Here is a 25,286-nt window from a genome sequence, read left to right as displayed (position 1 = left end):
GGAACAAAGCGGAACTTGTCAAGCGATGACGAGATAGTCCGCCATCGCGCCCGCGTCCTGCGCCGGGGCGCCGATCTCGCGGATCAACAGGCTGTTCGCCGAAGCCAGCGGCAGGGTCAGGCCGCTCTCCTGCCCGAGGAACGGCGTCAGATATCCATTTTCAAGGCGCGCGCGCAGGTAATCGCGGCGCGTGCCACCTTCGGGCAACGGTTCGGCAAGCGGCGCCCGTTGGACGGTGGGCAGCGGATCGCGCGCGCCGGCGAGATGGCGGATGAGCGGGAGAAGGAACAGCGTCGCGGTGACAAAGGCCGACGAAGGGTTGCCGGGCAGGCCGAGCAATATCGCATCGCCCATCGTCCCGGCGATCAACGGCTTGCCAGGACGCATCGCGATGCGCCAGAAATCGATATGGCCGCCTGCGTCTTCGAACGCGCCGCGGACATGGTCGTGATCGCCAACCGACGCGCCGCCGACGGTGACGATGACGTCGTGACGTCGCGCCAGATCTTTGAGAACCTTGGAAAGTAGCAGCCGGTCGTCGCGGACGTGATGCGGCAAGATCGGCTCGGGCACCTCGCCTGCGAGCATCGCTGCGAGCATCACGCCGTTGCTGTCCGGAATCTGGCCGGGTGCGGGGGGGCGCCCCGGCTGGACGAGTTCGTCACCCGTGGTCATAATCGCGACGCTTGGGCGCGTTCCGACGGCGAGCCCGCCCGCCCCGCTCATCGCCGCTGCGGCGATGGCACCGGGGGTCAGGCGCGTTCCTGCGGGGAGCAGGCACTCCCCGCTCGCGAAATCGGCGGCGCGTTCGCGGATATGACGTCCGCGCGTGCCCGGGCCATCGCCGGTCAACCTCAGGTGCGTGCCGTCGACGGCGACATCTTCCTGCACGACCACCGTGTCGGCGCCAGCGGGCACCATCGCGCCCGTGAAGATTCGCATCGCTTCGCGCGCACTGACCGCCCGATCGGGCGCGGCGCCCGCAGCCACTTCGCCGATTACGGCCCACGGGCCCGGTAGGTCGTCGAAACGAATCGCGTAGCCGTCCATCGCCGACAGCGGCGCGGCGGGCTGATCGCGCTGGGCGAGGACATCGTCTGAAAGATAGCGGCCAAGCGATTCGGACAGGCTGATATTTTGGCGCGGCAGCGGCTCCCGAAGCGCGAAAAGCCGTGCCTGCGCCTGCTCGACGGGAAGCAGGCCCGTCATCCGGCGCGCCAGTCGCCCGAGCGGCCGCCGCTCTTTTCGAGCAGGCGAATATCGCCGACGATCATTTCGCGATCGAGCGCCTTGGCCATGTCGTAGAGGGTGAGGAGTGCGACCGAAGCGGCGGTCAGCGCTTCCATCTCGACTCCGGTGGGGCCCGTTGTGGCCGCCGTCGCGGTGACAGCGATGCCATTTTCTTCCCATGCGAAATCGATGCCGACCTTGGTCAGGGCAAGCGGATGGCAGAGCGGGATGAGGTCGGCGGTGCGCTTCGCGGCCATAATCCCGGCTATGCGCGCGGTCGATAGAACATCGCCCTTGGGCGCGTTGCCGCTGCGGATCGCGTCGAGCGCGTCCGCGGACATGGTGATGCGCCCACCCGCGACCGCGCGGCGCTGCGTGGCGGGCTTGGTGCCAACATCGACCATCGACGCAGCCCCGCTTTCGTCGAGGTGCGTCGGGCGAGTCACGCGGCGGCGCCCGTTAGCAGCGCGCGCGTTGCCGCCGTGACGTCGTCCTGGCGCATCAGGCTTTCGCCGACGAGGAAGGTTTTGACGCCGCTCCGCGCCAGTCTTTCGCAATCGGCGTGGCTGGCGATGCCGCTTTCGCCGACGAGCAATGTTCCGGGCGGGACGCGCTTTGCAAGGCGTTCTGTGACGCCCAGATCGGTTTCGAAGGTTCTGAGGTCGCGGTTGTTGACACCGATGAGGCGCGACGTCAGCCTTGTCAGCGCGCGATCGAGTTCGGCCTCGTCATGGACTTCGACGAGTATGTCCATGCCGCGTTCGATCGCTGCGGCCTCGATTTCCTGCATCACGCCATCCTCGAGCGCGGCGACGATGATCAGGATCGCATCGGCGCCGATCGCGCGCGCTTCGGCGACCTGCCACGGGTCGACCATGAAATCCTTGCGCAGCGCAGGGAGGGTGCAGGCGGCGCGCGCCGCGACCAGATAATCTTCATGTCCCTGAAAATAGAACGCATCGGTCAGGACCGACAGGCAAGCCGCTCCACCCGCTGCATAAGCGCGCGCATGATCGGCAGGGTCGAAATCATCTCTTATCAATCCCTTGGATGGTGACGCTTTCTTGATTTCTGCGATCAGGCCGAAACCGCCCGCGTCGATCTTGGCCTGAAGCGCCGCCGCGAAGCCGCGAACCGGGCCGGCGTCGATTGCGTCAAGTTCGGACAGCGTGCGCAGCGCGCGGCGCTCGGTCACTTCGTCGGCCTTGGTGGCGAGGATTTGGGTCAGCTTGTTCATTTATACGCGATCCAGCAATTGAGAAGCGCGTTGGCAAGGCCTTTGTCGATCGCTTCGGCGGCTTCCTCGACACCCTCGATCAGCGTTGCGGCCGCACCCGCAACAACGAGCGCTTCGGCGGCGTTGTAGAGGACGGCATCGCGATACGCACCTGGCTCGCCTTCGAGCAAGCGGCGAAGCGCCTTTGCGTTATATTCAGCGTCGCCGCCACGAATTTCGGCGAGCGAGCGTGTCGGAAGGCCCGCATCGGCGGCAACGCTGCGCTGCATCCGGACCCCCTCGGGCATCACCACCGCAACCTCGTTGCCGCCCGCAAGCGAGAGCTCGTCGAGCCCCTCGTCGCCCGAAATGACGCGCGAATGTTCGGTGCCGAGCCGGTGCAGCGCCTCGGCATAGACCGGCACATAGGCGGGACGGGCGATACCGACGAGCTGGCGCGTGACGCGCGCGGGATTGGCGAGCGGCCCCATCAGGTTGAAGATCGTTCGGCGACCGATCGCCTTGCGGATCGGCATGATGCGCTTCATCGCCGGATGGCGAGTTCCGGCGAAGAGGAAGCAGATGCCGAGGTCGGCGAGTTGTTCCTCGGCTTGCCGGTCGGCCCGTTCCATGTCGAGACCGAGCGCCTCCAGCGTGTCGGCGGCGCCAGATTTGGAAGAAGCAGCGCGATTCCCGTGTTTTGCAACCGGAACTTCGCACGCCGCAACGACGATCGAAACGGCGGTCGAGACGTTGAGCGTATGATGACCGTCGCCGCCGGTGCCGCAGACGTCAATCGCGCCCGCAGGTGCTGCGACGGGGATCAGCCGGTCGCGCATCGCCTGCGCCGCTGCGGCGATTTCGACCATCGTTTCGCCGCGATCGGACAGAGCGATCAGGAATTCGGTAACCTGCTCATCGCTCGCGCCGCCGTCGAGCATCGTCGCGAAGGCGTCCTCGGCCTCGTCGTGATCGAGCAACTGCGCCGGATCGGGAAACGGCCCGAAACGGCTCATGCCGCCTTCCGCGCGCCGATGGGCAATCCCGCGATTGCCATGAAGTTCGCGAGCATCGCGTGGCCATGCTCGGTCGCGATGCTTTCGGGATGGAATTGCACACCGTGAATCGGCAGCTCGGCATGGCGGAAGCCCATCACCGCACCGTCGTCGCTCGTCGCGTTGATTATCAGCTTTTCTGGAATATCAACGACTTCGAGGCTATGGTAACGTGTGGCCTGGAATGGCGACGGCAGGCCGACGTAAAGGCCGCTGTTGTCGTGGCAGACGGGCGAGGTCTTGCCGTGCATCAGATGGCCGCGCTGGACGGTCCCGCCGAAATGCTGGCCGATCGCCTGATGCCCAAGGCAAACGCCGAGCAGCGGCCGTCGCGCATCGGCGCAGGCTGCAACGAGATCAAGGCTGATTCCGGCTTCGTTCGGCGTACAAGGGCCGGGCGATATGAGGATGGCATCAGCGCCGGTCGCGAGCGCTTGCAACGCGGTCAGCGCGTCGTTGCGTTCGACACGCACCTCGGCGCCCAGTTCGATCAGATAATGAACAAGGTTAAAGGTGAAGCTGTCGTAATTGTCGATGACGAGGATCATGGGGGCGCACTAACGGTTTTGGGGAAGTTGGGGAAGGGATAGAAGCTTTTCGGCTCCCAAACCCACCTTCGTCATTCCCGCGAAAGCGGGAACCCAGCGAGCCGAGGTTGCAACTGGGTTCCCGCTTTCGCGGGAATGACGAGGGGTTGTGTTACTGGGCCATCAGCTTCGCCAGATCGTCCTTCCAGAATTTCGCCCAGGTGTGGGTGCCGTGGCCCTTGGTCTCGGGGCTCGCGGCGATCAGGATGAACTTCGCCGTCGGCAGGCGCGCTGCCGCTTTCTCGGTGATGCCATAGGCGGGCGGGTTGATGAAATCGTCGGCCGAGTTGATCCACAGCATCGGCACCTTGATCTTTTCCAGGTTGGGCCAGGGATTATAGGTTCGCGAGCTATCAAGCTGATAAATAACGTCGTTGGCGTCGTTCCGGCCATAGGTCCGCGCGAAGGCTTCGTCCTTGTATTTTTCTGCCGCTGCGCGCGTCGGATATTGCGCCTGCAGCGCATAGGGGTTGGCGCCTGCGATCATGGTCAGCGAGGCGGCGGTCCGCAGGCTCGATGCGGGCGGATTAATGTAGTTGCCGCCGTTCCACAACGGGTCGGCCTTGATCGCGTCGATCGAGAGCGTGCGCCACATGCGGTTCTGGCCCGCGATCTCGACCGGAAGGCAGGCGAAGGGTGCGAGCTTTTCGGCGAAATCGGGATGGGTTTGCCCCCAGACGAAGGCGTGCATGCAGCCCATCGAGGTGCCGAGGATCAGCTTGAGTTTGTGGACGCCGAGCTTTTCGGTGAGCATCCGGTATTGCGCGCCGACCATGTCGTCATAATCATATTTGGGGAAGGTCATCCGCATCCCGTCGCTCGGCTTCGACGAGCCGCCGTGACCGATATTGTCGGGCAGGATGATGTAATATTTCCTCGTGTCGAGCGGCTGGCCGGGGCCGAAGAGTTCGTTCGCGAATTGCGGCTGGAAGAATTGTTTGCCTGTACCGCCGGTGCCGTGAAGGATCATCACGGCGTTGGTGACATTACCCTTTTTGTCACGCTGCGGCGTCCCGAGCGTCGTATAATGCATCTTGAGTTCGGGCAGCTTTTCGCCCGTTGCGAAGGTGAAATCCTTGAGGATTGCGTCACCTTCTGCGGCCCCCTCGACGGTCTGGGCATGGGCGGGGGTAGCGCTGGCGAGCAGCAGAGCGAGCGGGGCGAGGAGTTTGCGCATAGCGGGACGCTAGCGCGCGTCCCGATCAGGTCAAGCTATTGCCCGTACCCCGGAGTCCCCGCGAGCCGCACCGCTTCGCGGGCCGCCGCAAATAACGCCCCCGCTTTGGCTTCGCACTCGCGCTGTTCATAGGCGGGATCGCTGTCGGCGACGATGCCGGCGCCGGCCTGGACGTGCATTTCGCCGTCTTTCACGATCGCGGTGCGCAGCACGATACAGCTGTCCATATTGCCGTCGGGGGCGAAATAGCCGACGCCGCCCGCATAAGGCCCGCGCACATCGGCTTCGAGTTCGGCGATGATCTGGCAGGCGCGAACCTTTGGCGCGCCGCTGACGGTGCCCGCGGGGAAGCCCGCGAACAGGGCGTCGATCGCGTCCTTGTCGGGGGCGATGCGCCCGATGACGTTCGACACGATGTGCATGACATGGCTGTAATATTCGACGGTGTAGCTGTCGGTGACGGTCACGCTGCCGCCCACAGCCGCGCGCCCCACGTCGTTGCGGCCGAGGTCGAGCAGCATCAGATGCTCGGCGCGCTCCTTGGGATCAGCAAGCAGCGATTCGCGGTTTTCGACATCCTCTGCGCTGGTTCGGCCGCGCGGGCGGGTGCCGGCGATCGGGCGAATGGTGATTTCGCCATCGCGAACCCGGACGAGGATTTCGGGCGACGATCCGATCAGCGCGAAGCCGGGGAGGTCGAGAAAATAGAGGAAGGGCGAGGGGTTCACGCGGCGAAGCGCGCGATAAAGATCGAAGGGCGGCAGGTCGAACGGGGTCGAGAAACGCTGCGACAGCACGACCTGGAAAATGTCGCCCGCGGCGATGTAATCTTTCGCTTTGGCGACCATCGACGCGAATTCGGCGGGCGGCGTCACCGCGTTCGGGCCGATATCGGCGGGCAGTGCTTCGGTTGCAGCACGGTCGGCATGGGCGCTGACGCTTGAAAGGCGCGCTGCGATCGTGTCCAGCCGGTCCTGCGCCGCCTCGATCATCCGGTCGATCGCTCCGGCGGGGTCGGGCCAGATCGGCGCGATCAGGAAGAGTTCGTCGGCGAGGCGGTCGAAGACGAGGACCACCGTCGGGCGCACGAAGATCATGTCGGGCAGGCCGAGCCCGCCGCCCAGCGCACGCGGGATGCGTTCGACGAGGCCGATAGTTTCATAGGCGAAAAAACCGACGAGCGTTGCCAGTGCTTTCGGCAAGCCTTCGGGCACGTCGAAGCGACATTCGGCGACGAGATCGCGCAGCGCCTGGAGCGCGGGGGCGGCAAGCGGGGTGAAGGCGTCACGGTCGCGGCGCCAGTCGCGGTTGATCCGCGCGGTTTCGCCAGTGACCTCGAACATCAGATCGGGGTCGAGGCCGATCAGACTGTAGCGCCCGCGCGTCTCGCCACTTTCGACCGATTCGAGCACCCAGTCGCCGCGCCCCGGCTCGATGAGCTTTAACGCCGCCGAGACTGGGGTTTCGATGTCGGCGATCAGCCGCTGCCAGACGACCGCGCCGCGCGCCCCGGCCAGCGCTTCGAGCGCAGCGGCTTTGCCCTCCAGACTCACCCGTCTATTCGACGACCGGCGTGGTGCCGGTCAGCTCAGCGCGCAGCTGGTCGACGAGTTTCTTGTTGATCGTCACCCCGACGCGGCGCTTCGCCTCGGCGGAAAGCTGTTCGATCAGCTCGTTACCGAAGGCGGGGGCGAGCGGCTGGGCGATCGCGGCAACGCGCTGCGGCTCGATCGATTTGGGATCGGGGCGCTGAACGTCGTTCAGTGCGATCACCATCCAGCCGCGATTGGCGGGGATTTCCAGCGTCTTCACACTGCCCTTGGCCATCGAAAAGAGCAGCGCGAGTTCGGGCGGAACGGGCTTGCCGCCGGCACCGAGTTCGGCGCGGCGGCCGCCGATCGTCTGGACATTGCCGATATTGGGACCAGCGGCCGCGACAGCTTCGCTGAGGCTCTTGCCGCCCTCGACAGCCTTCACGATCGCGCGCGCTTTGCCGCGGGCAACCTTCTGCCCTTCGGCAAAGCGCCATTCGCTGAGCAGGTCACCTCGGATCTGCGCGAATGGCGGGGGAGCCGCAGCCGTGATCGATTTCACCGCATAGACCGCGAATTTCTCATTCTCGACCAGCGTTGCGATATGCGCTTCGCCTTCACCTGCGGCTTGGAAAGCCTGCGCGACAAGGGGGGCGAGTTCAGGTGCCGGTGCGAAAGCGGGCTGTGCGGGCGCGCGACCGCTGGGCAGAAGCGCGGGCGTCTCGACAAGCTGGAGCTTGCGATCTGCCGCCACTTCCTCGACCGCGGCGCCGCCGTTCACGGCGTCCTGAAGCGCGTTATAATAATCGACGATCGCTTCGTTCGCCTTGTTCTTGGCAAGCTCGGTGCGAATTTCAGGGGTGGCGTCGGCAAGGCTGCGCGCGGGTTTCGCAGTGACATCCTCGACGCGCGCAACTGTCCAGCCGAGGCCGGTCTGCGTCGGGCCGATCAGGTCGCCGCGCTTGGCGGCGAAAGCAGCCTTGGCGGCAGCGGCGCTGCTCGTTGCGGCATAGGCCGACTGGGTGAGGTCGCCGGTGGTCGAGGCCGACAGGCCCGCCGCCTGTGCGGCGGCGGCGAGCGAGGTGCCGCCTCGAACCTTGGCAGCGAGCGCCGTTGCCGCTGCTTGGTCAGGAACGATCACCTGCGCGAAGCGGCGGGTTTCGCTCGCGGCATATTGCGCGGCATTGTCCTTGTAGACCTTGGCGACTTCGGCGTCGGTGACCGCCGGAACCGGCACCGCGCTGCGGTCGAAAAGCGCATATTGGATGACGCGGCGTTCGGGGACGGTGAACTTTGTCGCATTTTGGGACAGGAACGTCTTGAGCGCGGCATCGCCGGGGTCGGCGGTCGGCGCGAAGGGGCTTGCCGGTATGAAGGTTGCCTGTCCGCGCCGCTGTTCCATCAACAGAGCGGCATAAGGCTGCGCCATCCCCGGTGCGATGCGCGGCATCGTGGCGATCGGCGCGGCGAGCTGTTCGATGAGCAGCTGCTGGCGCAGGTCGCGGCGAAGCTGGGTTTCGGTGAGGCCGTTCTGGCGCAGGAAATTCTCGAAGACCTTCTGATCGAACTTCCCCGACACGCCGGCAAAGGCGGGCAGGTCGGCGATGCGCCCGTCGATGAGGCGCTTGCTGACGCTGAAACCCATGTCGGTCGCGAACTGGTCGAACGCGAGCCCTTCGACTAGCTGATCGAGCACCTCGTCGAGCGCGCCCGATTCGACGAAGGCAGCCATGGTGAGACCCGGCTGCTGCTGGCGCGCCTGATCATAAGCCTGCCGCGCGCGCTCGCGCAATTCGCCTACGCCGATCTGTTCGCTGCCGACCTTGGCGACATTCGCGCCGCCGATCCCGCCAAAGCTCGAATTGCCCGTCACATCGCCGAGCGCGAAGGCGAGCCCGACGAGGACGACGAAGCCGAGGGCAAGGAATTTGCCGATCGTCGAGGAAAACATGGCGCGGATGGCGGTAATCATGGAACGGGCATTCTTTCCGGCAGGGCGCGGGTCAGGCGCGGTTGCGCGCTGCTTTAGGCGGGAGGCGGTGCCGCATCAAGGCTGGAAAGGCGCTTTTCATGCGCGTGCGACGCGGCTTGCCTATCGGCCCTGCGCGCCGCTAGGGCACGGGCAAGGTTCGAACAACGGGAGAGATAGGGATGGCGCGGCGCAAATATGTGGTCGGCAACTGGAAAATGAACGGTCTGTCGGACGCACTCGGCGAGGCGCAGGCGATCTTTGCTGCGGCGGACGGTCATCCCATGGTCGATGTCGCGATTTGTCCGCCCTTCACGCTGATCGGCGCGATGGCCGCGGCAGCGCCGGGTAAGGCAATCGGTGGGCAGGATTGCCATAGCGCCGTCTCGGGCGCCTTCACGGGATCGGTCGCCGCGCAGATGCTGGCCGATATCGGCGCGAGCGTCGTCATCGTCGGGCATAGCGAGCGACGCGAAGGCTTCGCCGAAAGCGACGCCGATGTGCGCGCAAAGGCCGAAGCGGGCCTCGAGGCGGGGCTCTCGGTCATCCTGTGCGTCGGCGAACCGCGCGAAATACGCGAATCCGGCGGCGCGATCGATTATGTGCTGTCGCAAATTGCTGGATCGGTGCCCGACCATTTCGACGCGCAAAGCCTTGCCATCGCTTATGAACCGATCTGGGCGATCGGAACCGGGCTGGTGCCTACCGTCGCCGATGTTGCCGCGATGCATGGCGCCATCCGCGGGGCGCTGGCGGCGCGTTTCGGCGACGCGGCGGAGGATATGCGCATTCTCTATGGCGGGTCGGTCAATGGCGAGAATGCCGCCGAACTGCTCGACGCCGGCGACGTCGACGGCGCGCTGGTCGGCGGCGCGAGCCTGACGGCCGCAAAGTTCGTGCCGATCATTGCGGCGGCGGCGACACTCGCGGGTTGAAGCGAGGCCCCTTCGTCTCTATGTGCGCCGCGGGCGCGGTCCGTTTGAGGTCGCGCAAGTTCGGGAAAATATGATGTCCAGTCTCTTCACCTTCGTACTTGTCCTGCAGGCGCTCGTTGCTGCGGTGATGATCGGCGTCATTCTGATGCAGAAGTCGGAAGGTGGTGGCCTGGGCGTCGGTGGCAGTCCTGCGGGCCTGCTTTCGGCGCGCGGCGCGGCCGATTTCATGACCCGGGCGACGACGATCCTGGCGACGGCGTTCGTCGCGCTGTCGATCCTGCTTGCGGCCATGGCCTCGGTTGGCCGTAGCGGTTCGACGATCGACACGTCGTTGTCGAAAACCGCGCAGCCGCAGACGAGCGGCTCTTCGTCCCTGACCGGCGCGGCTCCGCCCGCCCAGGGGACGCCCGCCGCCCCCGCCGTGGCGAGCGACGATCCGCTGGCCGCCGCCGCCGCTGCCGCGGCCAGCCCGGAAGCCGCTCCGGCTCCGGCACAGGCACCGCCCGCCAAGAAATAACCGGCGGCTTCGGCCTCCACCTTCAGCCCGCCCGGCGGAAATAATTTCCGCCGGATGCGATTCGACGGCTTGCGCCGTCCCCCTCCCGTTGAGTAAGTCTTTCCTCCCATGGCGCGGTTCATTTTTATCACCGGCGGCGTGGTCTCCTCGCTTGGCAAAGGTTTGATGGCGGCTAGCCTCGCGGCTTTGTTGCAAGCGCGCGGCTATCGCGTCCGTATCCGGAAGTTCGATCCCTATCTGAACGTCGATCCGGGGACGATGTCGCCCTATCAGCACGGCGAGGTCTATGTGACCGACGACGGCGCCGAAACCGACCTCGACCTTGGGCATTATGAACGCTTTACCGGCGTTGCGGCGCGGCAGAGCGACAATGTCACCTCGGGCCGCATCTATCAGGGCATCATCGCCAAGGAACGCCGCGGCGACTATCTTGGCGCGACGGTGCAGGTCGTTCCGCACGTCACCGATGCGATCAAGGAATTTGCGCGCGCCGAGATCGACGACCTCGATTTCGTGCTCTGCGAGATCGGCGGCACGGTCGGCGATATCGAATCGCTGCCTTTCATCGAGGCGATCCGCCAGCTTAAGAATGAAGAAGGACGCGAAAACGCGATTTCGGTCCACGTCACGCTGGTGCCCTATATAGCCGCCGCGGGCGAGCTGAAGACCAAGCCAACGCAACACAGCGTGCGCGAACTCGCCTCGCTCGGCGTCCAGCCCGACATCCTGCTCTGCCGCTGCGAAAAACCGCTGCCCGAAACCGAGCGCGCGAAGATCGCGCTCTTCTGCAACGTCCGCAAGGAAGCCGTGATCCCGGCGCTTGACGCCGACAGCATCTATTCGGTCCCGGTCCAATATCATGGCGAGGGGCTGGACGGCGAGGTTCTGCGCGCGTTCGGCATCCACGATGCGCCCGCGCCCGACCTGTCCCGCTGGTACGACATCATGGACCGCAAACAGCATCCCGAAGGCGAGGTCACGATCGGCGTCGTCGGCAAATATGTGTCGTTGCCCGATGCCTATAAATCGCTCAACGAAGCGCTGGTCCACGGCGGCATGGCGCACCGGGTCAAGGTCAATATCCGCTGGCTCGACGCCGAAATGTTCGAACGCGACGAGGATCTGGCCGCCAATCTTGAGCCGATGCACGGCATTCTCGTGCCCGGCGGGTTCGGCGAGCGCGGCTCCGAAGGCAAGATTTCGAGCGTGCGCTTCGCGCGCGAACGGGGTGTGCCCTTCTTTGGCATCTGCCTCGGCATGCAGATGGCGTGCATCGAGGGCGCGCGGAACACGAGCGGCATCGCCGACGCGTCGAGCACCGAATTCGGCCCGACTGACGAGCCCGTCGTCGGCATGATCACCGAGTGGATGAGCGCCGAAGGCTTGCAGAAGCGCGGCGCCGATACCGACATGGGCGGCACGATGCGGCTGGGCGCCTATGAGGCAAAGCTGTCGCCGAACAGCCATGTCGCGACCATCTATGGCGCGAACGACATAAGCGAGCGGCATCGCCATCGGTATGAGGTCAACAACGCCTATCGCGAGCGGCTGGAGAAGGGCGGTCTCGTCTTTTCGGGCATGTCGCCCGACGGCATGTTGCCGGAAATCGTTGAGCGCCCCGACCATCCGTGGTTTATCGGGGTGCAGTTCCATCCGGAACTCAAATCGAAGCCGTTCGATCCGCATCCCTTGTTTGCGGGTTTCATCGAAGCGGCGGTGAAACAGAGCCGGCTGGTCTAGCGCCGGATAAAAGGGGTGTAGGGGCCATGGATCACGCGAAACTCGCCGAATTGCAGGGCCCCGACAGCATCTTTTCCGGGCTTTCTGCCGAAGATTGGGCCGAAATCGGCAGCCGTGCGGTGCTCGTCAATTTCGTCAAGGGCAAGGAATTGCTCGTCCAGGGCGACCCCGGCGACATGATGCTGATCCTGACCCAAGGCACCGCGCGTGTGTCGATGCTGACCTCGGGCGGGCGTGAAATCGTGCTCGCTTATGCCGAACCCGGCGCGGTTTTGGGCGAAATCGCGCTGCTTGACGGGGGTGAACGCACCGCATCGGTGACCGCGACGAGCGCGGGGAGCGCGTTGCAACTCGGCCGAAATGCGCTCAAGGATTTTGCCGCCAGCCATCCCGAATTCGCCTGGTCGTTGATGCAACAGCTCGCGCGGCGGCTGCGGACCGCCGACCAGACGATCGAGAGCGACCGCGCTTACGCGTCGGGCCCGCGGCTTGCGCGCTACCTCAAGCGCTTGATTCGCAAGGATGTCGAGGCGTCCCAGCGCGTCGAGCTGAGCCAGACCGAGCTTGGGAATTTTGCGGGCATGAGCCGCGAACATATCAACCGTCAGCTCAAGAGCTGGGAGGAATCGGGCGTGATTTCGCTCGAACAGGGCCGTGTGCGGGTGCTCGATGCCGTCATGCTGGAAGATATTAGCGAGAGCGAAGGGTAGAAACCGCAGCTAGCGACCGGTTGCTGACTCTGTCCCCGCCCTCACTTCGTCATTCCCGCGAAAGCGGGAACCCAGTAGCAACGGTAGCTCGCTGGGTTCCCGCTTTCGCGGGAATGACGAAGGTTGGGAATGGCAGCTCACCACCCCAAAGCGGTCGTCCCGCTAAATCGAGCCTCACCGGAATCACAACGCCCGGGCCTCGTTTCCAAGACCCGGGCGCGTGTGACGAACACTCGCCATCCCCCTTTGTTGCAGACCCGGCGAAAGGTCTGCACTCCCTGGAGCCGGGCCTTTGGGCCGCGTTGAACCAGAAGCAAGGTGGGTAGGTCTACTGGGGGCCTTTGTCACCCTCTGACGGGGACTTGGCCCTGCTTTTGCTTCGCGCTGTGGCCGATGGGCAACACATTATCGCAAATCATTTGCAGTTTTAGGTCGTGCCGGGGGCCATTGCCAGCGGTGTCGGCGGTGCTTAAAGCGGCCCACATGCGTGTCATTTCCCATGCGCCGCAAAGGCACACCGCTCCATGATCCTGCGTCCGTACGAACGCACCATCTTCAAACGCTATTTGCTTCCGCAGCGCGGCGAAGGGTTCATCTTCGTTGCTGCGGCGTTCAGCTTCACGGCGGTCATGCTCGGTGTCGCGGCGCTGGTGATCGTGATGAGCGTGATGAACGGCGTTCGTTCCGACCTGTTCGACAAAATCGTCGGTTTGAACGGCCATGCGGTGGTGCAAGGTTTTGGCGGGCGGATCGACGACTGGCAGGATGTCCTGAAACAGGCGAGGGCGACCCCGGGCGTCGTGTCGGCGACGCCGCTGATCGAGCAGCCCTTGCTCGGCACCTATAGCGGACGCGTCGAAGGGATTTTGGTGCGCGGCATGACCGTGCCAGACATCCGCAAGAACGAGACGCTGAACGGCAAGGTCCTTCAGGGTAGCCTCAATTCACTGACCTCTGGATCGGGTAATGTCGCGATCGGCAGCGAACTCGCCCGCAATTTGGGCGCCACGGTGGGGTCGAACCTGACGATCATCAACCCCGCTGGGCGTTCGACGCCCTTCGGCACGGTGCCGCGCGAGATCAGTTACCGCGTGTCGGCGATTTTCGAGATCGGCGTCTATGATTTCGACAAGGCCTATGTCGTGATGCCGATGGAGGATGCGCAATTGCTGCTGCTCACCGGCGATCAGGTGCAGATGATCGAGGTCAAGACCACCAACCCCGACAAGGTCGGCGAGATATTGCAGCCGCTCGCCGAAAAGGTGGCGGCAAAGGCGGTGGTGTCCGACTGGCGATCAATGAACGCGAGCTTGTTCGAGGCGCTGTCGATCGAGCGCGTCGCGATGTTCGTGATCCTGTCGCTGATCATTCTTGTCGCCTCGTTCAACATCATTTCGTCGCTGATCATGCTGGTGCGCGCAAAAACGCGCGACATGGCGATCCTGCGCACGATGGGCGCGCCGCGCGATTCCGTGATGCGCATCTTCATGGCGATCGGGCTTTCGATCGGCATTGCGGGAACAATCGCCGGCATGGTCGTTGGTTTTTCGCTGCTCTATTTTCGGCAAGGCGTGCTGCGCGGGGTCGAGTTTTTGACCGGTCAGCCCCTCTGGGATCCGTCGATCCGCTTTCTGACCGAATTGCCGTCGAAACCCGATCCGGTCGAAATCACTGCGATTGTCATCATGGTGATCGTGTTCAGCTTCCTCGCGACGCTCTATCCCGCCTACAAGGCCGCCAATACCGACCCCGTGCAGGTGCTGCGTTATGAGTGATATCGCGCTGGAACTGGTCGACCTCAAACGCAGCTTCACGCAGGCCGACGTCACCATCGAAGTGCTGCGCGGCGTCAATGCGTCGTTGCGACGCGGCGAAATCGTCGCACTGCTGGGGCCATCGGGGTCGGGCAAGTCGACGATGCTGCAGGCGGTAGGCCTGCTCGAAGGCGGGTTCGGCGGTACGATCCGCATCGATGGAGAGGATGTGACGCGCTTTGAACAGGGCGCGCGGACGAAGACGCGGCGTGAGAAGATCGGGTTCGTCTATCAATTCCACCACCTGCTTCCCGATTTCAACGCGATCGAGAATGTCGTGCTGCCGCAATTGATCCGCGGCGCGGGGCAGGCGGAAGCCGAGGAACGCGCCGCCGATCTGCTCGGACGGCTCGGGCTCGCCGAACGGCTGCATCACAAGCCGAGCAAGCTGTCGGGCGGCGAGCAGCAGCGCGTCGCCGTGGCGCGCGCGCTGGCCAACCGCCCGTTGCTGGTGCTCGCCGACGAGCCGACGGGTAACCTCGACGAGGCGACGGCCGACCGGGTGTTCGACCAGTTCGTCAAGCTGGTGCGCGATCATGGATCGGCCGCACTCGTCGCGACGCATAACGAACGGCTTGCCGCCCGGATGGATCGCGTGCTGCGCTTGCATGACGGGCGCATCGAGGCTTAGGCTGAGGCCAATAGCAGGGGACGGAATATGGCACTTTACGATCTTTCGGCGAAGCTGCCCGGCGGCGGTACGCAATCGATGGCGGATTATCGCGGCAAGGTGCTGCTGATCGTCAACACCGCATCGAAATGCGGCTTCACCCCGCAATATGAAGGGCTGGAGGAGCTGTATCGCGACTATAAGGATCGCGGGCTCGAGATACTTGCGTTTCCGTGCAACCAGTTCGGCGCGCAGGAACCCGGCGATGCCGCAGAAATCGCGAATTTCTGCTCGCTCACCTATGACGTCAGTTTCCCGTTGATGGCCAAGATCGATGTTAATGGCGACGATGCCGATCCGATCTTCAGGTATTTGAAGAAGGAAAAGACCGGTCTGCTCGGCAGCGGAATCAAGTGGAATTTCACCAAATTCCTGGTCGATCGCAACGGCAAGACCGTGTCGCGTCATGCGCCGACGACGAAGCCCGAGCAACTGCGCAAAGAGATTGAGGAACTGCTCGGTTAGTGTTGCAAATCCCGTCATTGCGAGCGGAGCGAAGCAATCTAGGGGCGGTTTGGGCCGCTCTGGATTGCCGCGTCGCCTCCGGCTCATCGCAATGACGTTTTTGTGAATCGAATCGATGGTCGAATCATCTGCGGGGCGTTAGCGTTCCGGCGATGGCCTATAGCCCCTTTGTCCCCCTGCGCGTCTTTTCCAGCTACACGATGCTCGAAGGGGCGATCGAGCCCAAGCTGATTGCCAAGGCTGCTCGCGAGCGCGGCTTTCCCGCGATTGCTGTGGCCGATCGTAACGGGCTTTACGGTGTCATGGCCTTTGGCGATGCGTGTAAGGCGGCAGGCGTGCAGCCGATCGTCGGCACGCTGCTGAGCGTCGCACGCCCCGGACAGCGGCTCGCCAACGGCGCCCCGTTGATCGACTGGCTCGCGCTCTATGCGCAGGACAATCGGGGGTATGATAATCTGTGTGCGCTGGTCTCGGCGGCGCATCTCGGCCGCCCGGTCGATCAGGACCCGCATGTCCTGCTGTCCGATATCGCGGGCAAGACCGACGGGCTGATCTGCCTCACCGGTGGCGGCGAGGGTGCGCTCGCACGGTTGCTCGCGGGCGAGCAGAAGACGGCCGCCGACGATTATATCGAGCAATTGGAAGCGCTGTTTGGCGGTCGGCTCTATATCGAGCTGTCGCGGCGCGGCGATGCGACCGAAATCGCCGCCGAAGCCGCGTTGATTGATCTGGCCTATGCGCGCGCGTTGCCGATCGTCGCAACGAACCCCGCCAATTTCGTCGAACCCAACTTTCATGCGGCGCACGATGCGATGCTGTGCATCGCGCAATCGGCCTATGTCGAGAGCGAAGACCGGCGTGTTTCGAGCCCCGAAGCATGGCTGAAGCCCGCCGAGGCGATGGAAGATGCTTTCTCGGACCTGCCCGAGGCGATCCACAACACGCTGGTGGTCGCACAGCGCTGCGCGTTCATGGCGCCGAAGCGCGCACCGATCCTGCCGAGCCTTGCCGGCGACCGCGAGGGCGAGGCGGCGCAGCTGGCGCAGGACGCGCGCGACGGGCTAGAAGCCCGGCTCGCGCATTATCCCAACCTGACCGATGACGAGCGCCGAGCTTATGTCGAGCGGCTCGAATTCGAAGTCGGTGTCATCGTCCAGATGGGCTTTCCCGGCTATTTCCTGATCGTTGCCGACTTCATAAAATGGGCGAAGAATCACGATATTCCAGTGGGTCCGGGGCGCGGTTCGGGGGCGGGCAGCGTCGTCGCCTGGGCGCTGACGATCACCGACCTCGACCCGCTCAAGCTCGGCCTGCTGTTCGAGCGTTTTCTCAACCCCGAACGCGTTTCGATGCCCGACTTCGACATCGACTTCTGCGAAACGCGGCGCGGCGAAGTAATCCGCTATGTGCAGGAGAAATATGGCCGCGATACTGTCGCGCAGATCATCACCTTTGGTAAGCTGAAGGCGCGGGCGGTGCTGAAGGATACAGGCCGCGTGCTCCAAATGAGCTATGGCCAGGTCGACCGGCTGGCGAAGCTGGTGCCGAACCACCCGACCGACCCGTGGACGCTCGAACGCGCGCTCAACGGCGTCAGCGAGTTGATGACCGAATATAAGCAGGACGATGGCGTGCGCCGCCTGTTCGACATGGCACGCCAGCTGGAAGGCCTGCCGCGGCACAGTTCGACGCACGCTGCGGGCGTGGTGATCGGCGACCGGCCGCTCGACCAGCTCGTCCCGCTCTATCGCGACCCGCGTTCGGACATGCCGGTGACACAGTTCGACATGAAATATGTCGAGACGGCGGGGCTGGTTAAGTTCGACTTCCTGGGGCTCAAGACGCTGTCGGTGCTCAAGGAGGCGAAGCGCCTGCTCGCGCTGCGGGGTATCGACGTCGATCTCGATACGCTCGCGTGGGACGATGAGGAAGTTTATGCGCTGCTCCAGCGCGGCGAGACGGTCGGGGTTTTTCAGCTGGAATCCGAAGGCATGCGTCGCACGCTGTCGGCGGTGAAGCCGACCAATTTCGGCGACATCATCGCGCTCGTCGCGCTCTATCGGCCGGGTCCGATGGACAATATCCCGCTGTTCGGCGCGCGCAAGAACGGGCGCGAGCCGATCGCCTATCCGCATCCGCTGCTCGAAGGCATCCTCGCCGAAACATACGGCATCTTCGTCTATCAGGAACAGGTGATGCAGGCGGCGCAGATCCTGGCTGGCTACAGCCTTGGCGGCGCCGACCTTTTGCGCCGTGCGATGGGCAAGAAGGTTCAGGCCGAGATGGACGCGCAGCGCGACACCTTCGTCAAGGGTTGCGGTGAGCATAACCAGATCAACCCCAAGGCCGCGAACGAGCTGTTCGACTTGATAGACAAATTCGCGGGCTATGGCTTCAATAAAAGCCACGCCGCCGCTTATGCGTTGCTGTCGTACCAGACGGCTTGGCTGAAGGCGCATTATCCGCATGAGTTTTTCGCCGCATCGATGTCGTTCGACAGCCACCAGACCGACAAGCTCTCGATCTTCATCGACGATATGCGACGGCTCGACGTCGGGATCTCGCCGCCTTCGGTCAACGACAGCGAGGCCGATTTCTCGGTCGGGCGAAGCGATGAGGGGCTGACGGTGCGCTACGCGCTCGGCGCGCTCAAGGGGGTCGGCGAAAAGGCGATGGAGGCGCTGGTCGCCGAACGCGCCAAGGGCGATTTCGCGTCGCTCGACGATTTTGCGAACCGCATCGACCCGAAGCTGCTCAATCGGCGGCAGATCGAGGCGCTGGCAGGCGCGGGGGCGTTCGATCCGATCGAGCCCGACCGTCCGCGCGCCTTTGCAGGCGCCGAGAGCCTGCTCGCCTGCGCGAACAGTTCGGCGCACGAACGGTCGACGGGGCAGGGCGGCCTGTTCGGCGGCGACATCGCAATCGCACCGTCACTGCAACTGCCTGCGGCGGAACCGTGGACGCTCGCCGAGCGGATGACGCGCGAGAAGGACGCCTTCGGTTTCTATTTCTCGTCGCATCCGGTCGAACAATATGAAGCGATCATCTCGGCGCGCGGTGCGCGATCCTATGGCGATATCTGCGCCAATGTCGAAATGACGCCAGGAACGCGCATTCCGATGGTGATGGCGGGCATGGTCGAAAGCGCGCGGCCACGCATGTCGCAGCGCGGCAATCGTTTCCTCAACCTGACGCTGTCAGATCGCAGCGGGCAATTCCAGTCGAGCTGTTTCGACGAGATCGCGAGCAAGACGCTCGAAGCGCTGGCGGCCGACGGCGGCTGCGCGATCCTGTCGGTCGAACTCGACCTGCTCGAGGGCGAGGAAACGCCGCGCGTGACGGTGCGCGGTGCGCAATCGCTCGTCGACATGGCCGCGACGGCCGCGCTGCAGCTGACGTGCAGGGTCGAGCTGCCCGACGCGATCCCCGAAATCGCACGCTTCCTACAAAAACGCGAAGATGCCCGCGGAAAGGTCATCATCGCCACGCGCGATCCGCTGACCGACGAGGATATTCGTATCGAGCTGGGTCGTGGGTTTGCCCTCGGCCCTGACACCGTATCGCGCCTCGATATGGTCGCCGGCGTGACCGAAGCGGCGCTGTCGCTCGTTGGGCAACGCGATTTCCGGGTGCGCTAGGCGGGGCTCGCATGGCAAAGCGGAAGACGACCTGACTGATGTGTCCCACATGGGCGGCATGCTCGATTAAATCGCAGAGACCCTGTGGTCCGGCCGAAAGGATGTGTGACGAGCCCTCCCGCTTGGCAAGAGCGGTTGTTTTTGGTTTGGCCCCTTGCACCGCGACCCTTTGCGGCCTTATCCCTAGGCAAAACCAAAAGAGGATGCCGTTATGGGAATGCAGGGCCAGCCGTTACTCGTCACCAGCCTGATTGATCATGCCGCGCGCGAGCATGCGGGGCGCGAGATCGTGTCGCGCTGGGCGGATGGCAGCATGACGCGGACGACGTGGGGCGAGGTCGGAACCGATGCACGCCGCTTCGCCGCTGCGATGACAAAGATGGGGATAAACAAGGGCGATCGCATCGCGACGCTGGCGATGAACCACGGTCATCACCTTGTCAGCTGGTACGGCAGCGCGGGTGTCGGGGGGGTCCTTCACACGGTGAACCCGCGGCTGTTCGACGAGCAGCTGATCTATATCATCAACCATGCCGGCGACCGCGTTTTGCTGTTCGACGCCATGTTCCTGCCCATCGTCGAGCGGCTTCGGTCGCAGTTGCCGACGGTCGAGCATTTCATATTTTTCGATGCCCCCGCGCGCGAAGGCTATCTGTCATATCGCGACCTGATCGATGCCGAGGACGGCAGATTCGAGTGGGTCGAACTCGACGAACGCGATCCGGTCGGGCTTTGCTACACGAGCGGGACGACGGGCAACCCGAAGGGCGTGCTGTACGAGCATCGCTCGAACGTTATCCATGCGATCACCGAGATCCAACCCGACGTCTTCGGCCTGTCGAACCGCAGCGTGATCCTGCCCATCGTGCCGATGTTCCATGCCAACAGCTGGGGTGTGCCGTTTGCGGCAGCGACGGTCGGATCCAAACTGGTGTTTTCTGCGACGAATGACGCTAAGGTGCTTTGCGATCTGATGCACGACGAGGGCGTGACGCACAGCGCCGGCGTGCCGACCGTGTGGATCGCGATGTTTGCGCATATGGATGCGACCGGCATCGGTTATGGCAAGTTGGAGCGCGTGATCATCGGCGGATCGGCAGCGCCGCGCGCGATGATCGAGCGTTTCATGCGGGCAGGGATTGCAGTGGGGCACGCATGGGGGATGACCGAGACGAGCCCGATCGGAACGATGGGCAAGCGGCCGTGGAACTGGGATGAAATGAGCTTCGACGAACAGGTCGACATCGTATGCCGGCAGGGCTGCCCGCCTTTCGGGGTCGAACTGCGCATTGTCGACGACGAGGGCAGAGAGTTACCGCGCGACGGAGCGACAAGTGGGCGGTTGCAGTGTCGCGGCCCTTGGATCATCCAGCGTTACTTCAAAGCCGATACCGATGCCGCCGATGCCAACGGCTGGTTCGACACGGGCGACGTTGCGGTGCTGCACCGCGACGGCGTCATGCAGATCACCGATCGCGCCAAGGACATCATCAAATCGGGCGGCGAATGGATCAGCTCGGTCGAGCTCGAAAATGCCGCGATCGGCGCGCCGGGGGTGCAGGAGGCGGCGGCGGTCGGCGTCTATCACCCCAAATGGGACGAACGGCCGATCCTGCTGATCGTCAAGAAGCCCGGCGCAGAGGCGAGCGAGGCGGCGATCATCGAATACCTCAAGGACAAGGTCGCGAAATGGTGGCTACCTGATGAGGTCGTGTTCGTTGACGAACTGCCGCACACCGCGACGGGCAAGATTTTGAAACGTCAGATCCGGGACGACTATAAGGATTACAAGCTGAAGTCGCTGGCGGCCGCCTAGAACAGCTCCATCTGACCATCGCGCTCGGGCGGTTTGAACAGGTCGCTACGGATCGGCGGAAACTTCCGGTCCATGCGATGTTCGCGTGCCGCGCGCTTGACGCGGGTGCGGATCAGTTGTGCCCAGACGCCTTGCCCCTTCATGCGTGTGAAGAAATCGGGATCGTTGTCGCGGCCGCCGCGGATGTCCTGCACCATATGCATCACCTTGTCGGCGCGGTCGGGATAATGAGCGGTGAGCCAGGCCCGGAAGAGCGGCGCAACCTCGTAGGGCAGGCGCATCAAGATGTAGGACGCGCGGATCGCCCCCGCCTCAGCCGCTGCCGCCATGATCGCCTCGATCTCGTGATCGGTGATCGCGGGAATGATCGGCGAGATATTGACCTGTGTCGGCACCCCTGCGTCGATCAGCTGGCGGATCGCTGCGAGACGACGGCGCGGGTGCGGCGCGCGCGGTTCTAGGGTGCGTGCGATTTCGGGGTCGAGCGAGGTCACCGAAACCGCCACGCCGACGAGATTGTCACGCGCCATGTCCGCGAGCAGGTCGATGTCGCGGAGCACCCGGTCAGACTTGGTCGTGATGATCAGCGGGTGGCGCGTTTCGGCGAGGACTTCGACAACCGAACGCGTGATTCCCCATTCGCGCTCGATCGGCTGATAGCCGTCGGTGTTAGTGCCAATGGCCAGCGGCGCGACAGCGTAGTTGCGCTTCGCCAGTTCGGCGCGAAGTAGCTTGGCCGCATCGGGTTTGGCGAACAGTTTGCTTTCGAAATCGAGGCCGGGCGACAGGTCGTGAAAGGCATGCGTCGGGCGGGCGAAGCAATAGATGCAGCCATGCTCGCAGCCGCGATACGGGTTGATCGAGCGGTCGAACCCGATGTCGGGCGATGTGTTGCGCGAGATGATCGTCTTGGGGTGTTCGACCGTCACCGTCGTGCGCAGCGGCGGGGCGTCGCCATCCACGTCCACGGCCGCGTCGAGCCAGTCGCCGTCGGCGACGCGCTCGGCCGCCCCGGTGCGCGTCGGCCGCAAGTTCGTGGGCGCACCGCGGCCTGCGATTGGGGGGAGGGGTTTCGTCGATTCCACCCGAGAAGGTTAAACCTCGAGCAAGAACAAATAAAGAACAAACTTGCTATTCGGTCAACCGCGGCATCAGCTCGACGAAGTTGCAGGGCTTGTGGCGGCTATCGAGCTGGGTCGACAAAATGCCTTCCCATGCGTCGGTAACGGCCCCAGTCGATCCGGGGAGCGCGAAGATATAGGTGCCGCGTGCGACGACGGCGCAGGCGCGCGACTGGATCGTCGAAGTACCGATCGTCTGGTAGCTGAGCCAGCGGAACAGCTCGCCGAAACCGGGGATGTCCTTGCCGTCCAGCCGGTGCAGCGCCTCGGGCGTCACGTCGCGGCCCGTCAGCCCGGTGCCACCGGTCGTGATCACGACATCGACCTCGGGGTCGTCGATCCAGTTGTGGAGGCGCGAGACGATCAGCGCGGTCTCGTCCTTGATGATCGCGCGCGCGGCGAGGATATGGCCCGTGCCGGTGAGCAATTCCTCAAGCTTGTCGCCTGACCGGTCTTCGGCCGCGCTGCGGCTGTCCGAAATCGTCAGGACCGCAATGCGGACCGGCTTGAAGACCAGGTTTTCGTCAATCGGCATTCGACAGGTCGCCGGCATAGCTCAGGCGCGTGCGGTCCTTGCCATCGGGGAAGCGCGGCCATTTGCCCTGCGCCAATGCGGCGCGGCTGACCGACGGCTTGCCCTGTTGCGCCTCATACATCCAGTAATTGCGCAGCACGATGCCGACATACCCGCGCGTTTCCCAATAGGGGATCGATTCCATGTAGAGCAAAGGATCGCCATTATCGCGGATTTCGGACTGCCAGCGTGCGACGGGCGCAGGCCCGGCGTTATAGGCCGCGATCACCTTGGGCAGCAGCCCGCCGGTCGAGGGATCCTTGCTGAGATATTGCAGATAGCTCTGCCCCATATCCATGTTGACCGCGGGGATGCGGAGATCACCGGTCCCGAGATCGCCGCGCCAGCGCGCAACGTCACGCGCGGTGCCCGGACGCACCTGCATCAGACCGAACGCGCCCGCGGGGCTGACGACGCTGCGCTGGAATCGCGATTCCTGCAGCGTGTGGGCAAAAACCAGCGCAGGATCGACCTTCCACCCGCCATTGGGCTCCCATTTGGGTTGCGGATAGCGCGCCTGCGCCGAAGGTTTGCGGCCCTGCGGCGTATTGTGTGCGAGGTAAAGCTGCGTTTCGGGCAGATTCAACACGCCCGCGATCGCGAGCAATTGTTCATGCTGGCGCATATCGCCGATCCGCGCCTGATGGCGGAGCGCTGCGTCGGCATATTTATCCTCGCCGATTTCGGCCAGCGCCATCGCGGCGCGGACGTTGGGCAGGTCCTCCAAAGCGCGCCATGCGCTGCGGTCGGCGCGGACATTCTCGCGCTGGCGGTTCGGCTCGACACCGAGCGTTTCGGCGGCGAGCAGGCCGTAGAAGGTTTCCTCATTCGCGGCGGCGGCGCGCAGGCGCTGTTGCACCGATGCGGGCTCGCCCGCGGCGATCGCGGCGCGCGCCGACCAGTAATAGGCCGCGGCGCGCTGTTCGCTATCGGGCGCTTCCTTGGCTACGCGGTCGAAAGCGATGAGCGCGGTGCGGTAATCGCGCGTGCGCCACGAAGCGAGCCCCTTGACCCACGCGCCCTGCGTCGACCAGGCGCCGTGGCCATTGCTGCACTCACTGGCGAGGCGAAGCGCGTTGGCGTCGTCATTCTCGATATAATAGGACCAGGCGACCTTTTGCCGCCACTCGTCGCGCGCTTCGGGTGAGAGCCGGTCGGCGGCGGCGTTGAGCAACGCTTCGGCGCCGGCGGGATCGTCATTCTTGATCCGGTCGGGGATAGAGCTTGCGAGCGCCGCGGAGGCAGGGTCGCTAATCGCATCGGCGCCGAGGCGGCGGGGCGCGCTGCCGGCCCAGGCCAGACGCGCCTGAGAGGGCAGCGTCGGCAGATCGGTCGCGCCGCGCTTCGCCGCAAGCCGGCTAAGCTGTTCGGCCTGCGGCAGCCAGGGCGAGCGCGACAGAATCGGCATAATGTCGGCGACTTCGGCGCGCGGGCTGTTCGCCGCAGTGAGCAGTTCGGCGCGGAGAAAATCGGTGAGCGGGCCGTTTTCCGAGCTGTCGAGCAAGGATTTGGCATCGGCCCAGCGCTGCGCGCGGATCGCGGTGAGCACCTGCGTGTAAAGCTGCTTCTGCTTCGACGACAATATGTCGGGAACGGTTTGCGGCGCCGCCACCAGATTGCGGTCGCCTGCATCCGCAGCGTAAGCGGGCGCAGCAGCGAGCATCGCGGCCAGAACCGCGCATGAAATGAAAGTCTTGGTCATATTCTGCATCTGTCAACGTCCCCGGTTGAACAGTTTCAGGCTATCCCAGGCGGCCGCCTTCTGAGCGGGCCGGGCCAGCAGCATCGCGGGATGCGCGACAGCCACAGCCTCCACCTTGCCGCCATCTTGGTTAATATATAGTAACTTTCCGCGGGCATCGGGCAGGGCGGTGCTTGCTGCCATGCGGACGATGTCGCCGCCGATCAGCAGCAGCCTGCCGGGTTTCGCGAGCCGCAGGTGATGCCATAGCAGCCGGTCCAGTTCGGCCGCCTCTTCGCCGTCACATCGTCCGCCCGCGGGGCGTGTCACCGCGAGGCTGGCGACATAGCAATCGCCACGCGTCCTGCCGATCGCCTGCAGCATCGCGTCGAGCAATTTACCCGCGGCCCCCGAAAACAGCGCGCCGTCGCGCTGGTCGTCGATCTCGGGCCAGGCGGTGAGCAGCATCAGCGGCGCGCCGACATCGCCGACGGGAAGGACGCGGCGCGCATCCCATTGGCTGCCGGGCACATCGGCGCCTTCGGCAAACCATTGCTGGAATTGGGTCCAGTCGTCGGGAAAAACCACCGGCCCCTTGGCCTCGACGGCGTGGGGTGCTTCCTGCCGCTGGAGCGCGGGGGGAAGAGGCGCGAGTTCGGGTTCGGCGGCGAGCGACGGCCTGGTTTTCGGCTTGGATGCCGCAGCGTCATTCGCGGGCGGCAAGATGAGCCAGCCCGCAGGTTCCTCGCCGACGAGCGCGTCGACGCCCGCCAGCGACCACCAGTCGCATGTGCTTTGTGCCAGCAAGGCTGTATTTGGCCCACCCATGATTTTGTTTA

Annotated in this window: 21 protein-coding genes; 9 read left to right on the top strand and 12 right to left on the bottom strand. The window is 64.4% G+C overall.

Going from position 1 to position 25,286, the window contains the following annotated elements; all coding sequences use genetic code 11:
* Window positions 1-18 precede the first annotated feature (18 nt).
* From SKP52_RS09085 to SKP52_RS09050, 8 genes are all read right to left on the bottom strand, one after another.
* Complete coding sequence (locus SKP52_RS09085) at window positions 19-1,209, bottom strand: molybdopterin molybdotransferase MoeA (RefSeq protein ID WP_039574151.1); 1,191 nt, start codon at window positions 1,207-1,209, stop codon at window positions 19-21.
* Window positions 1,206-1,676 (bottom strand): cyclic pyranopterin monophosphate synthase MoaC, encoded by a 471-nt coding sequence (gene moaC / locus SKP52_RS09080; protein ID WP_039574147.1) that lies wholly within the window; start codon window positions 1,674-1,676, stop codon window positions 1,206-1,208. Before moaC ends, SKP52_RS09085 begins: the two co-directional genes overlap by 4 nt.
* Complete coding sequence (gene trpC / locus SKP52_RS09075) at window positions 1,673-2,467, bottom strand: indole-3-glycerol phosphate synthase TrpC (RefSeq protein WP_039574144.1); 795 nt, start codon at window positions 2,465-2,467, stop codon at window positions 1,673-1,675. Before trpC ends, moaC begins: the two co-directional genes overlap by 4 nt.
* Window positions 2,464-3,462: an anthranilate phosphoribosyltransferase gene (trpD, locus tag SKP52_RS09070; RefSeq protein WP_039574141.1), complete on the bottom strand. Its 999-nt coding sequence runs from the start codon at window positions 3,460-3,462 to the stop codon at window positions 2,464-2,466. Before trpD ends, trpC begins: the two co-directional genes overlap by 4 nt.
* Window positions 3,459-4,049 (bottom strand): anthranilate synthase component II, encoded by a 591-nt coding sequence (locus SKP52_RS09065; protein WP_039574138.1) that lies wholly within the window; start codon window positions 4,047-4,049, stop codon window positions 3,459-3,461. Before SKP52_RS09065 ends, trpD begins: the two co-directional genes overlap by 4 nt.
* 151 nt (window positions 4,050-4,200) lie before the next feature.
* Entirely contained in the window at window positions 4,201-5,265 is a 1,065-nt protein-coding gene (locus SKP52_RS09060; RefSeq protein WP_039574135.1) for an alpha/beta fold hydrolase, read from the bottom strand.
* Between the two features lie 35 nt (window positions 5,266-5,300).
* Complete coding sequence (locus tag SKP52_RS09055; RefSeq protein WP_039574131.1) at window positions 5,301-6,818, bottom strand: anthranilate synthase component I family protein; 1,518 nt, start codon at window positions 6,816-6,818, stop codon at window positions 5,301-5,303.
* 4 nt (window positions 6,819-6,822) lie between these two features.
* Entirely contained in the window at window positions 6,823-8,769 is a 1,947-nt protein-coding gene (locus SKP52_RS09050; RefSeq protein ID WP_039574128.1) for a peptidylprolyl isomerase, read from the bottom strand.
* A 179-nt stretch (window positions 8,770-8,948) separates the two neighbouring features.
* Here SKP52_RS09050 and tpiA point away from each other — a divergent pair, with 179 nt between their 5' ends.
* The 9 genes from tpiA (at window position 8,949) to SKP52_RS09005 (ending at window position 21,071) form a co-directional block, all read left to right on the top strand.
* Window positions 8,949-9,701: a triose-phosphate isomerase gene (gene tpiA, locus SKP52_RS09045; RefSeq protein ID WP_039574126.1), complete on the top strand. Its 753-nt coding sequence runs from the start codon at window positions 8,949-8,951 to the stop codon at window positions 9,699-9,701.
* Window positions 9,702-9,771: 70 nt separating this feature from the next.
* Complete coding sequence (secG, locus tag SKP52_RS09040; RefSeq protein ID WP_039574124.1) at window positions 9,772-10,218, top strand: preprotein translocase subunit SecG; 447 nt, start codon at window positions 9,772-9,774, stop codon at window positions 10,216-10,218.
* Between the two features lie 108 nt (window positions 10,219-10,326).
* The gene (locus tag SKP52_RS09035; RefSeq protein WP_039574121.1) at window positions 10,327-11,958 is read left to right on the top strand and encodes a CTP synthase; all 1,632 of its coding nucleotides are present in this window, start codon (window positions 10,327-10,329) and stop codon (window positions 11,956-11,958) included.
* Between the two features lie 26 nt (window positions 11,959-11,984).
* A complete protein-coding gene (locus SKP52_RS09030) occupies window positions 11,985-12,668 on the top strand; it encodes a Crp/Fnr family transcriptional regulator (RefSeq protein WP_039574118.1) in 684 nt (227 codons plus the stop codon).
* Between the two features lie 524 nt (window positions 12,669-13,192).
* Window positions 13,193-14,443, top strand: a complete 1,251-nt coding sequence (locus tag SKP52_RS09025) for a lipoprotein-releasing ABC transporter permease subunit (protein WP_039574115.1) — start codon at window positions 13,193-13,195, stop codon at window positions 14,441-14,443.
* On the top strand, window positions 14,436-15,113 hold the full coding sequence (locus SKP52_RS09020) for an ABC transporter ATP-binding protein (protein WP_039574112.1): 678 nt from the start codon (window positions 14,436-14,438) through the stop codon (window positions 15,111-15,113). Before SKP52_RS09025 ends, SKP52_RS09020 begins: the two co-directional genes overlap by 8 nt.
* Before the next feature lie 27 nt (window positions 15,114-15,140).
* Window positions 15,141-15,617 carry a glutathione peroxidase gene (locus SKP52_RS09015; RefSeq protein WP_039574109.1) on the top strand — a complete coding sequence of 159 codons (477 nt, stop codon included), beginning with the start codon at window positions 15,141-15,143 and terminating at the stop codon, window positions 15,615-15,617.
* Between the two features lie 152 nt (window positions 15,618-15,769).
* Window positions 15,770-19,255, top strand: a complete 3,486-nt coding sequence (gene dnaE / locus SKP52_RS09010; RefSeq protein ID WP_039574106.1) for a DNA polymerase III subunit alpha — start codon at window positions 15,770-15,772, stop codon at window positions 19,253-19,255.
* A gap of 211 nt (window positions 19,256-19,466) precedes the next feature.
* Window positions 19,467-21,071: a long-chain fatty acid--CoA ligase gene (locus SKP52_RS09005; protein ID WP_039574103.1), complete on the top strand. Its 1,605-nt coding sequence runs from the start codon at window positions 19,467-19,469 to the stop codon at window positions 21,069-21,071.
* On the opposite strand, the gene SKP52_RS09000 is transcribed toward SKP52_RS09005, so the two are convergent.
* Genes SKP52_RS09000 through SKP52_RS08985 form a run of 4 tightly spaced genes read right to left on the bottom strand, consistent with a single transcriptional unit; the run spans window position 21,068 to window position 25,275 of the window.
* Complete coding sequence (locus SKP52_RS09000; RefSeq protein WP_187337289.1) at window positions 21,068-22,156, bottom strand: PA0069 family radical SAM protein; 1,089 nt, start codon at window positions 22,154-22,156, stop codon at window positions 21,068-21,070. The two genes, SKP52_RS09005 and SKP52_RS09000, sit on opposite strands and share 4 nt — an antisense overlap.
* A 46-nt stretch (window positions 22,157-22,202) precedes the next feature.
* Window positions 22,203-22,727 (bottom strand): molybdenum cofactor biosynthesis protein B, encoded by a 525-nt coding sequence (gene moaB / locus SKP52_RS08995; RefSeq protein WP_039574101.1) that lies wholly within the window; start codon window positions 22,725-22,727, stop codon window positions 22,203-22,205.
* Window positions 22,717-24,468, bottom strand: coding sequence for a lytic transglycosylase domain-containing protein (locus tag SKP52_RS08990; RefSeq protein ID WP_052208916.1), 1,752 nt, complete (start codon window positions 24,466-24,468; stop codon window positions 22,717-22,719). Before SKP52_RS08990 ends, moaB begins: the two co-directional genes overlap by 11 nt.
* Window positions 24,469-24,480: 12 nt before the next feature.
* Complete coding sequence (locus SKP52_RS08985) at window positions 24,481-25,275, bottom strand: uracil-DNA glycosylase family protein (protein ID WP_039574096.1); 795 nt, start codon at window positions 25,273-25,275, stop codon at window positions 24,481-24,483.
* Between the last annotated feature and the right edge of the window lie 11 nt (window positions 25,276-25,286).

The sequence above is a fragment of the Sphingopyxis fribergensis genome (assembly GCF_000803645.1).
Taxonomy (GTDB): Bacteria; Pseudomonadota; Alphaproteobacteria; order Sphingomonadales; family Sphingomonadaceae; genus Sphingopyxis; species Sphingopyxis fribergensis.
Note: the sequence above shows the minus strand (reverse complement) of the source record. Positions and strands in the feature narration are given on the sequence as shown.

Coding starts and splice junctions, on each gene's coding strand:
- SKP52_RS09085 (WP_039574151.1), bottom strand. CDS start 1,209: ATGACGGGCCTGCTTCCCGTCGAGCAGGCGCAGGCACGGCTTTTCGCG.
- trpC (WP_039574144.1), bottom strand. CDS start 2,467: ATGAACAAGCTGACCCAAATCCTCGCCACCAAGGCCGACGAAGTGACC.
- trpD (WP_039574141.1), bottom strand. CDS start 3,462: ATGAGCCGTTTCGGGCCGTTTCCCGATCCGGCGCAGTTGCTCGATCAC.
- SKP52_RS09065 (WP_039574138.1), bottom strand. CDS start 4,049: ATGATCCTCGTCATCGACAATTACGACAGCTTCACCTTTAACCTTGTT.
- SKP52_RS09060 (WP_039574135.1), bottom strand. CDS start 5,265: ATGCGCAAACTCCTCGCCCCGCTCGCTCTGCTGCTCGCCAGCGCTACC.
- SKP52_RS09050 (WP_039574128.1), bottom strand. CDS start 8,769: ATGATTACCGCCATCCGCGCCATGTTTTCCTCGACGATCGGCAAATTC.
- tpiA (WP_039574126.1), top strand. CDS start 8,949: ATGGCGCGGCGCAAATATGTGGTCGGCAACTGGAAAATGAACGGTCTG.
- secG (WP_039574124.1), top strand. CDS start 9,772: ATGATGTCCAGTCTCTTCACCTTCGTACTTGTCCTGCAGGCGCTCGTT.
- SKP52_RS09035 (WP_039574121.1), top strand. CDS start 10,327: ATGGCGCGGTTCATTTTTATCACCGGCGGCGTGGTCTCCTCGCTTGGC.
- SKP52_RS09030 (WP_039574118.1), top strand. CDS start 11,985: ATGGATCACGCGAAACTCGCCGAATTGCAGGGCCCCGACAGCATCTTT.
- SKP52_RS09025 (WP_039574115.1), top strand. CDS start 13,193: ATGATCCTGCGTCCGTACGAACGCACCATCTTCAAACGCTATTTGCTT.
- SKP52_RS09020 (WP_039574112.1), top strand. CDS start 14,436: ATGAGTGATATCGCGCTGGAACTGGTCGACCTCAAACGCAGCTTCACG.
- SKP52_RS09015 (WP_039574109.1), top strand. CDS start 15,141: ATGGCACTTTACGATCTTTCGGCGAAGCTGCCCGGCGGCGGTACGCAA.
- dnaE (WP_039574106.1), top strand. CDS start 15,770: ATGGCCTATAGCCCCTTTGTCCCCCTGCGCGTCTTTTCCAGCTACACG.
- SKP52_RS09005 (WP_039574103.1), top strand. CDS start 19,467: ATGGGAATGCAGGGCCAGCCGTTACTCGTCACCAGCCTGATTGATCAT.
- moaB (WP_039574101.1), bottom strand. CDS start 22,727: ATGCCGATTGACGAAAACCTGGTCTTCAAGCCGGTCCGCATTGCGGTC.
- SKP52_RS08990 (WP_052208916.1), bottom strand. CDS start 24,468: ATGACCAAGACTTTCATTTCATGCGCGGTTCTGGCCGCGATGCTCGCT.
- SKP52_RS08985 (WP_039574096.1), bottom strand. CDS start 25,275: ATGGGTGGGCCAAATACAGCCTTGCTGGCACAAAGCACATGCGACTGG.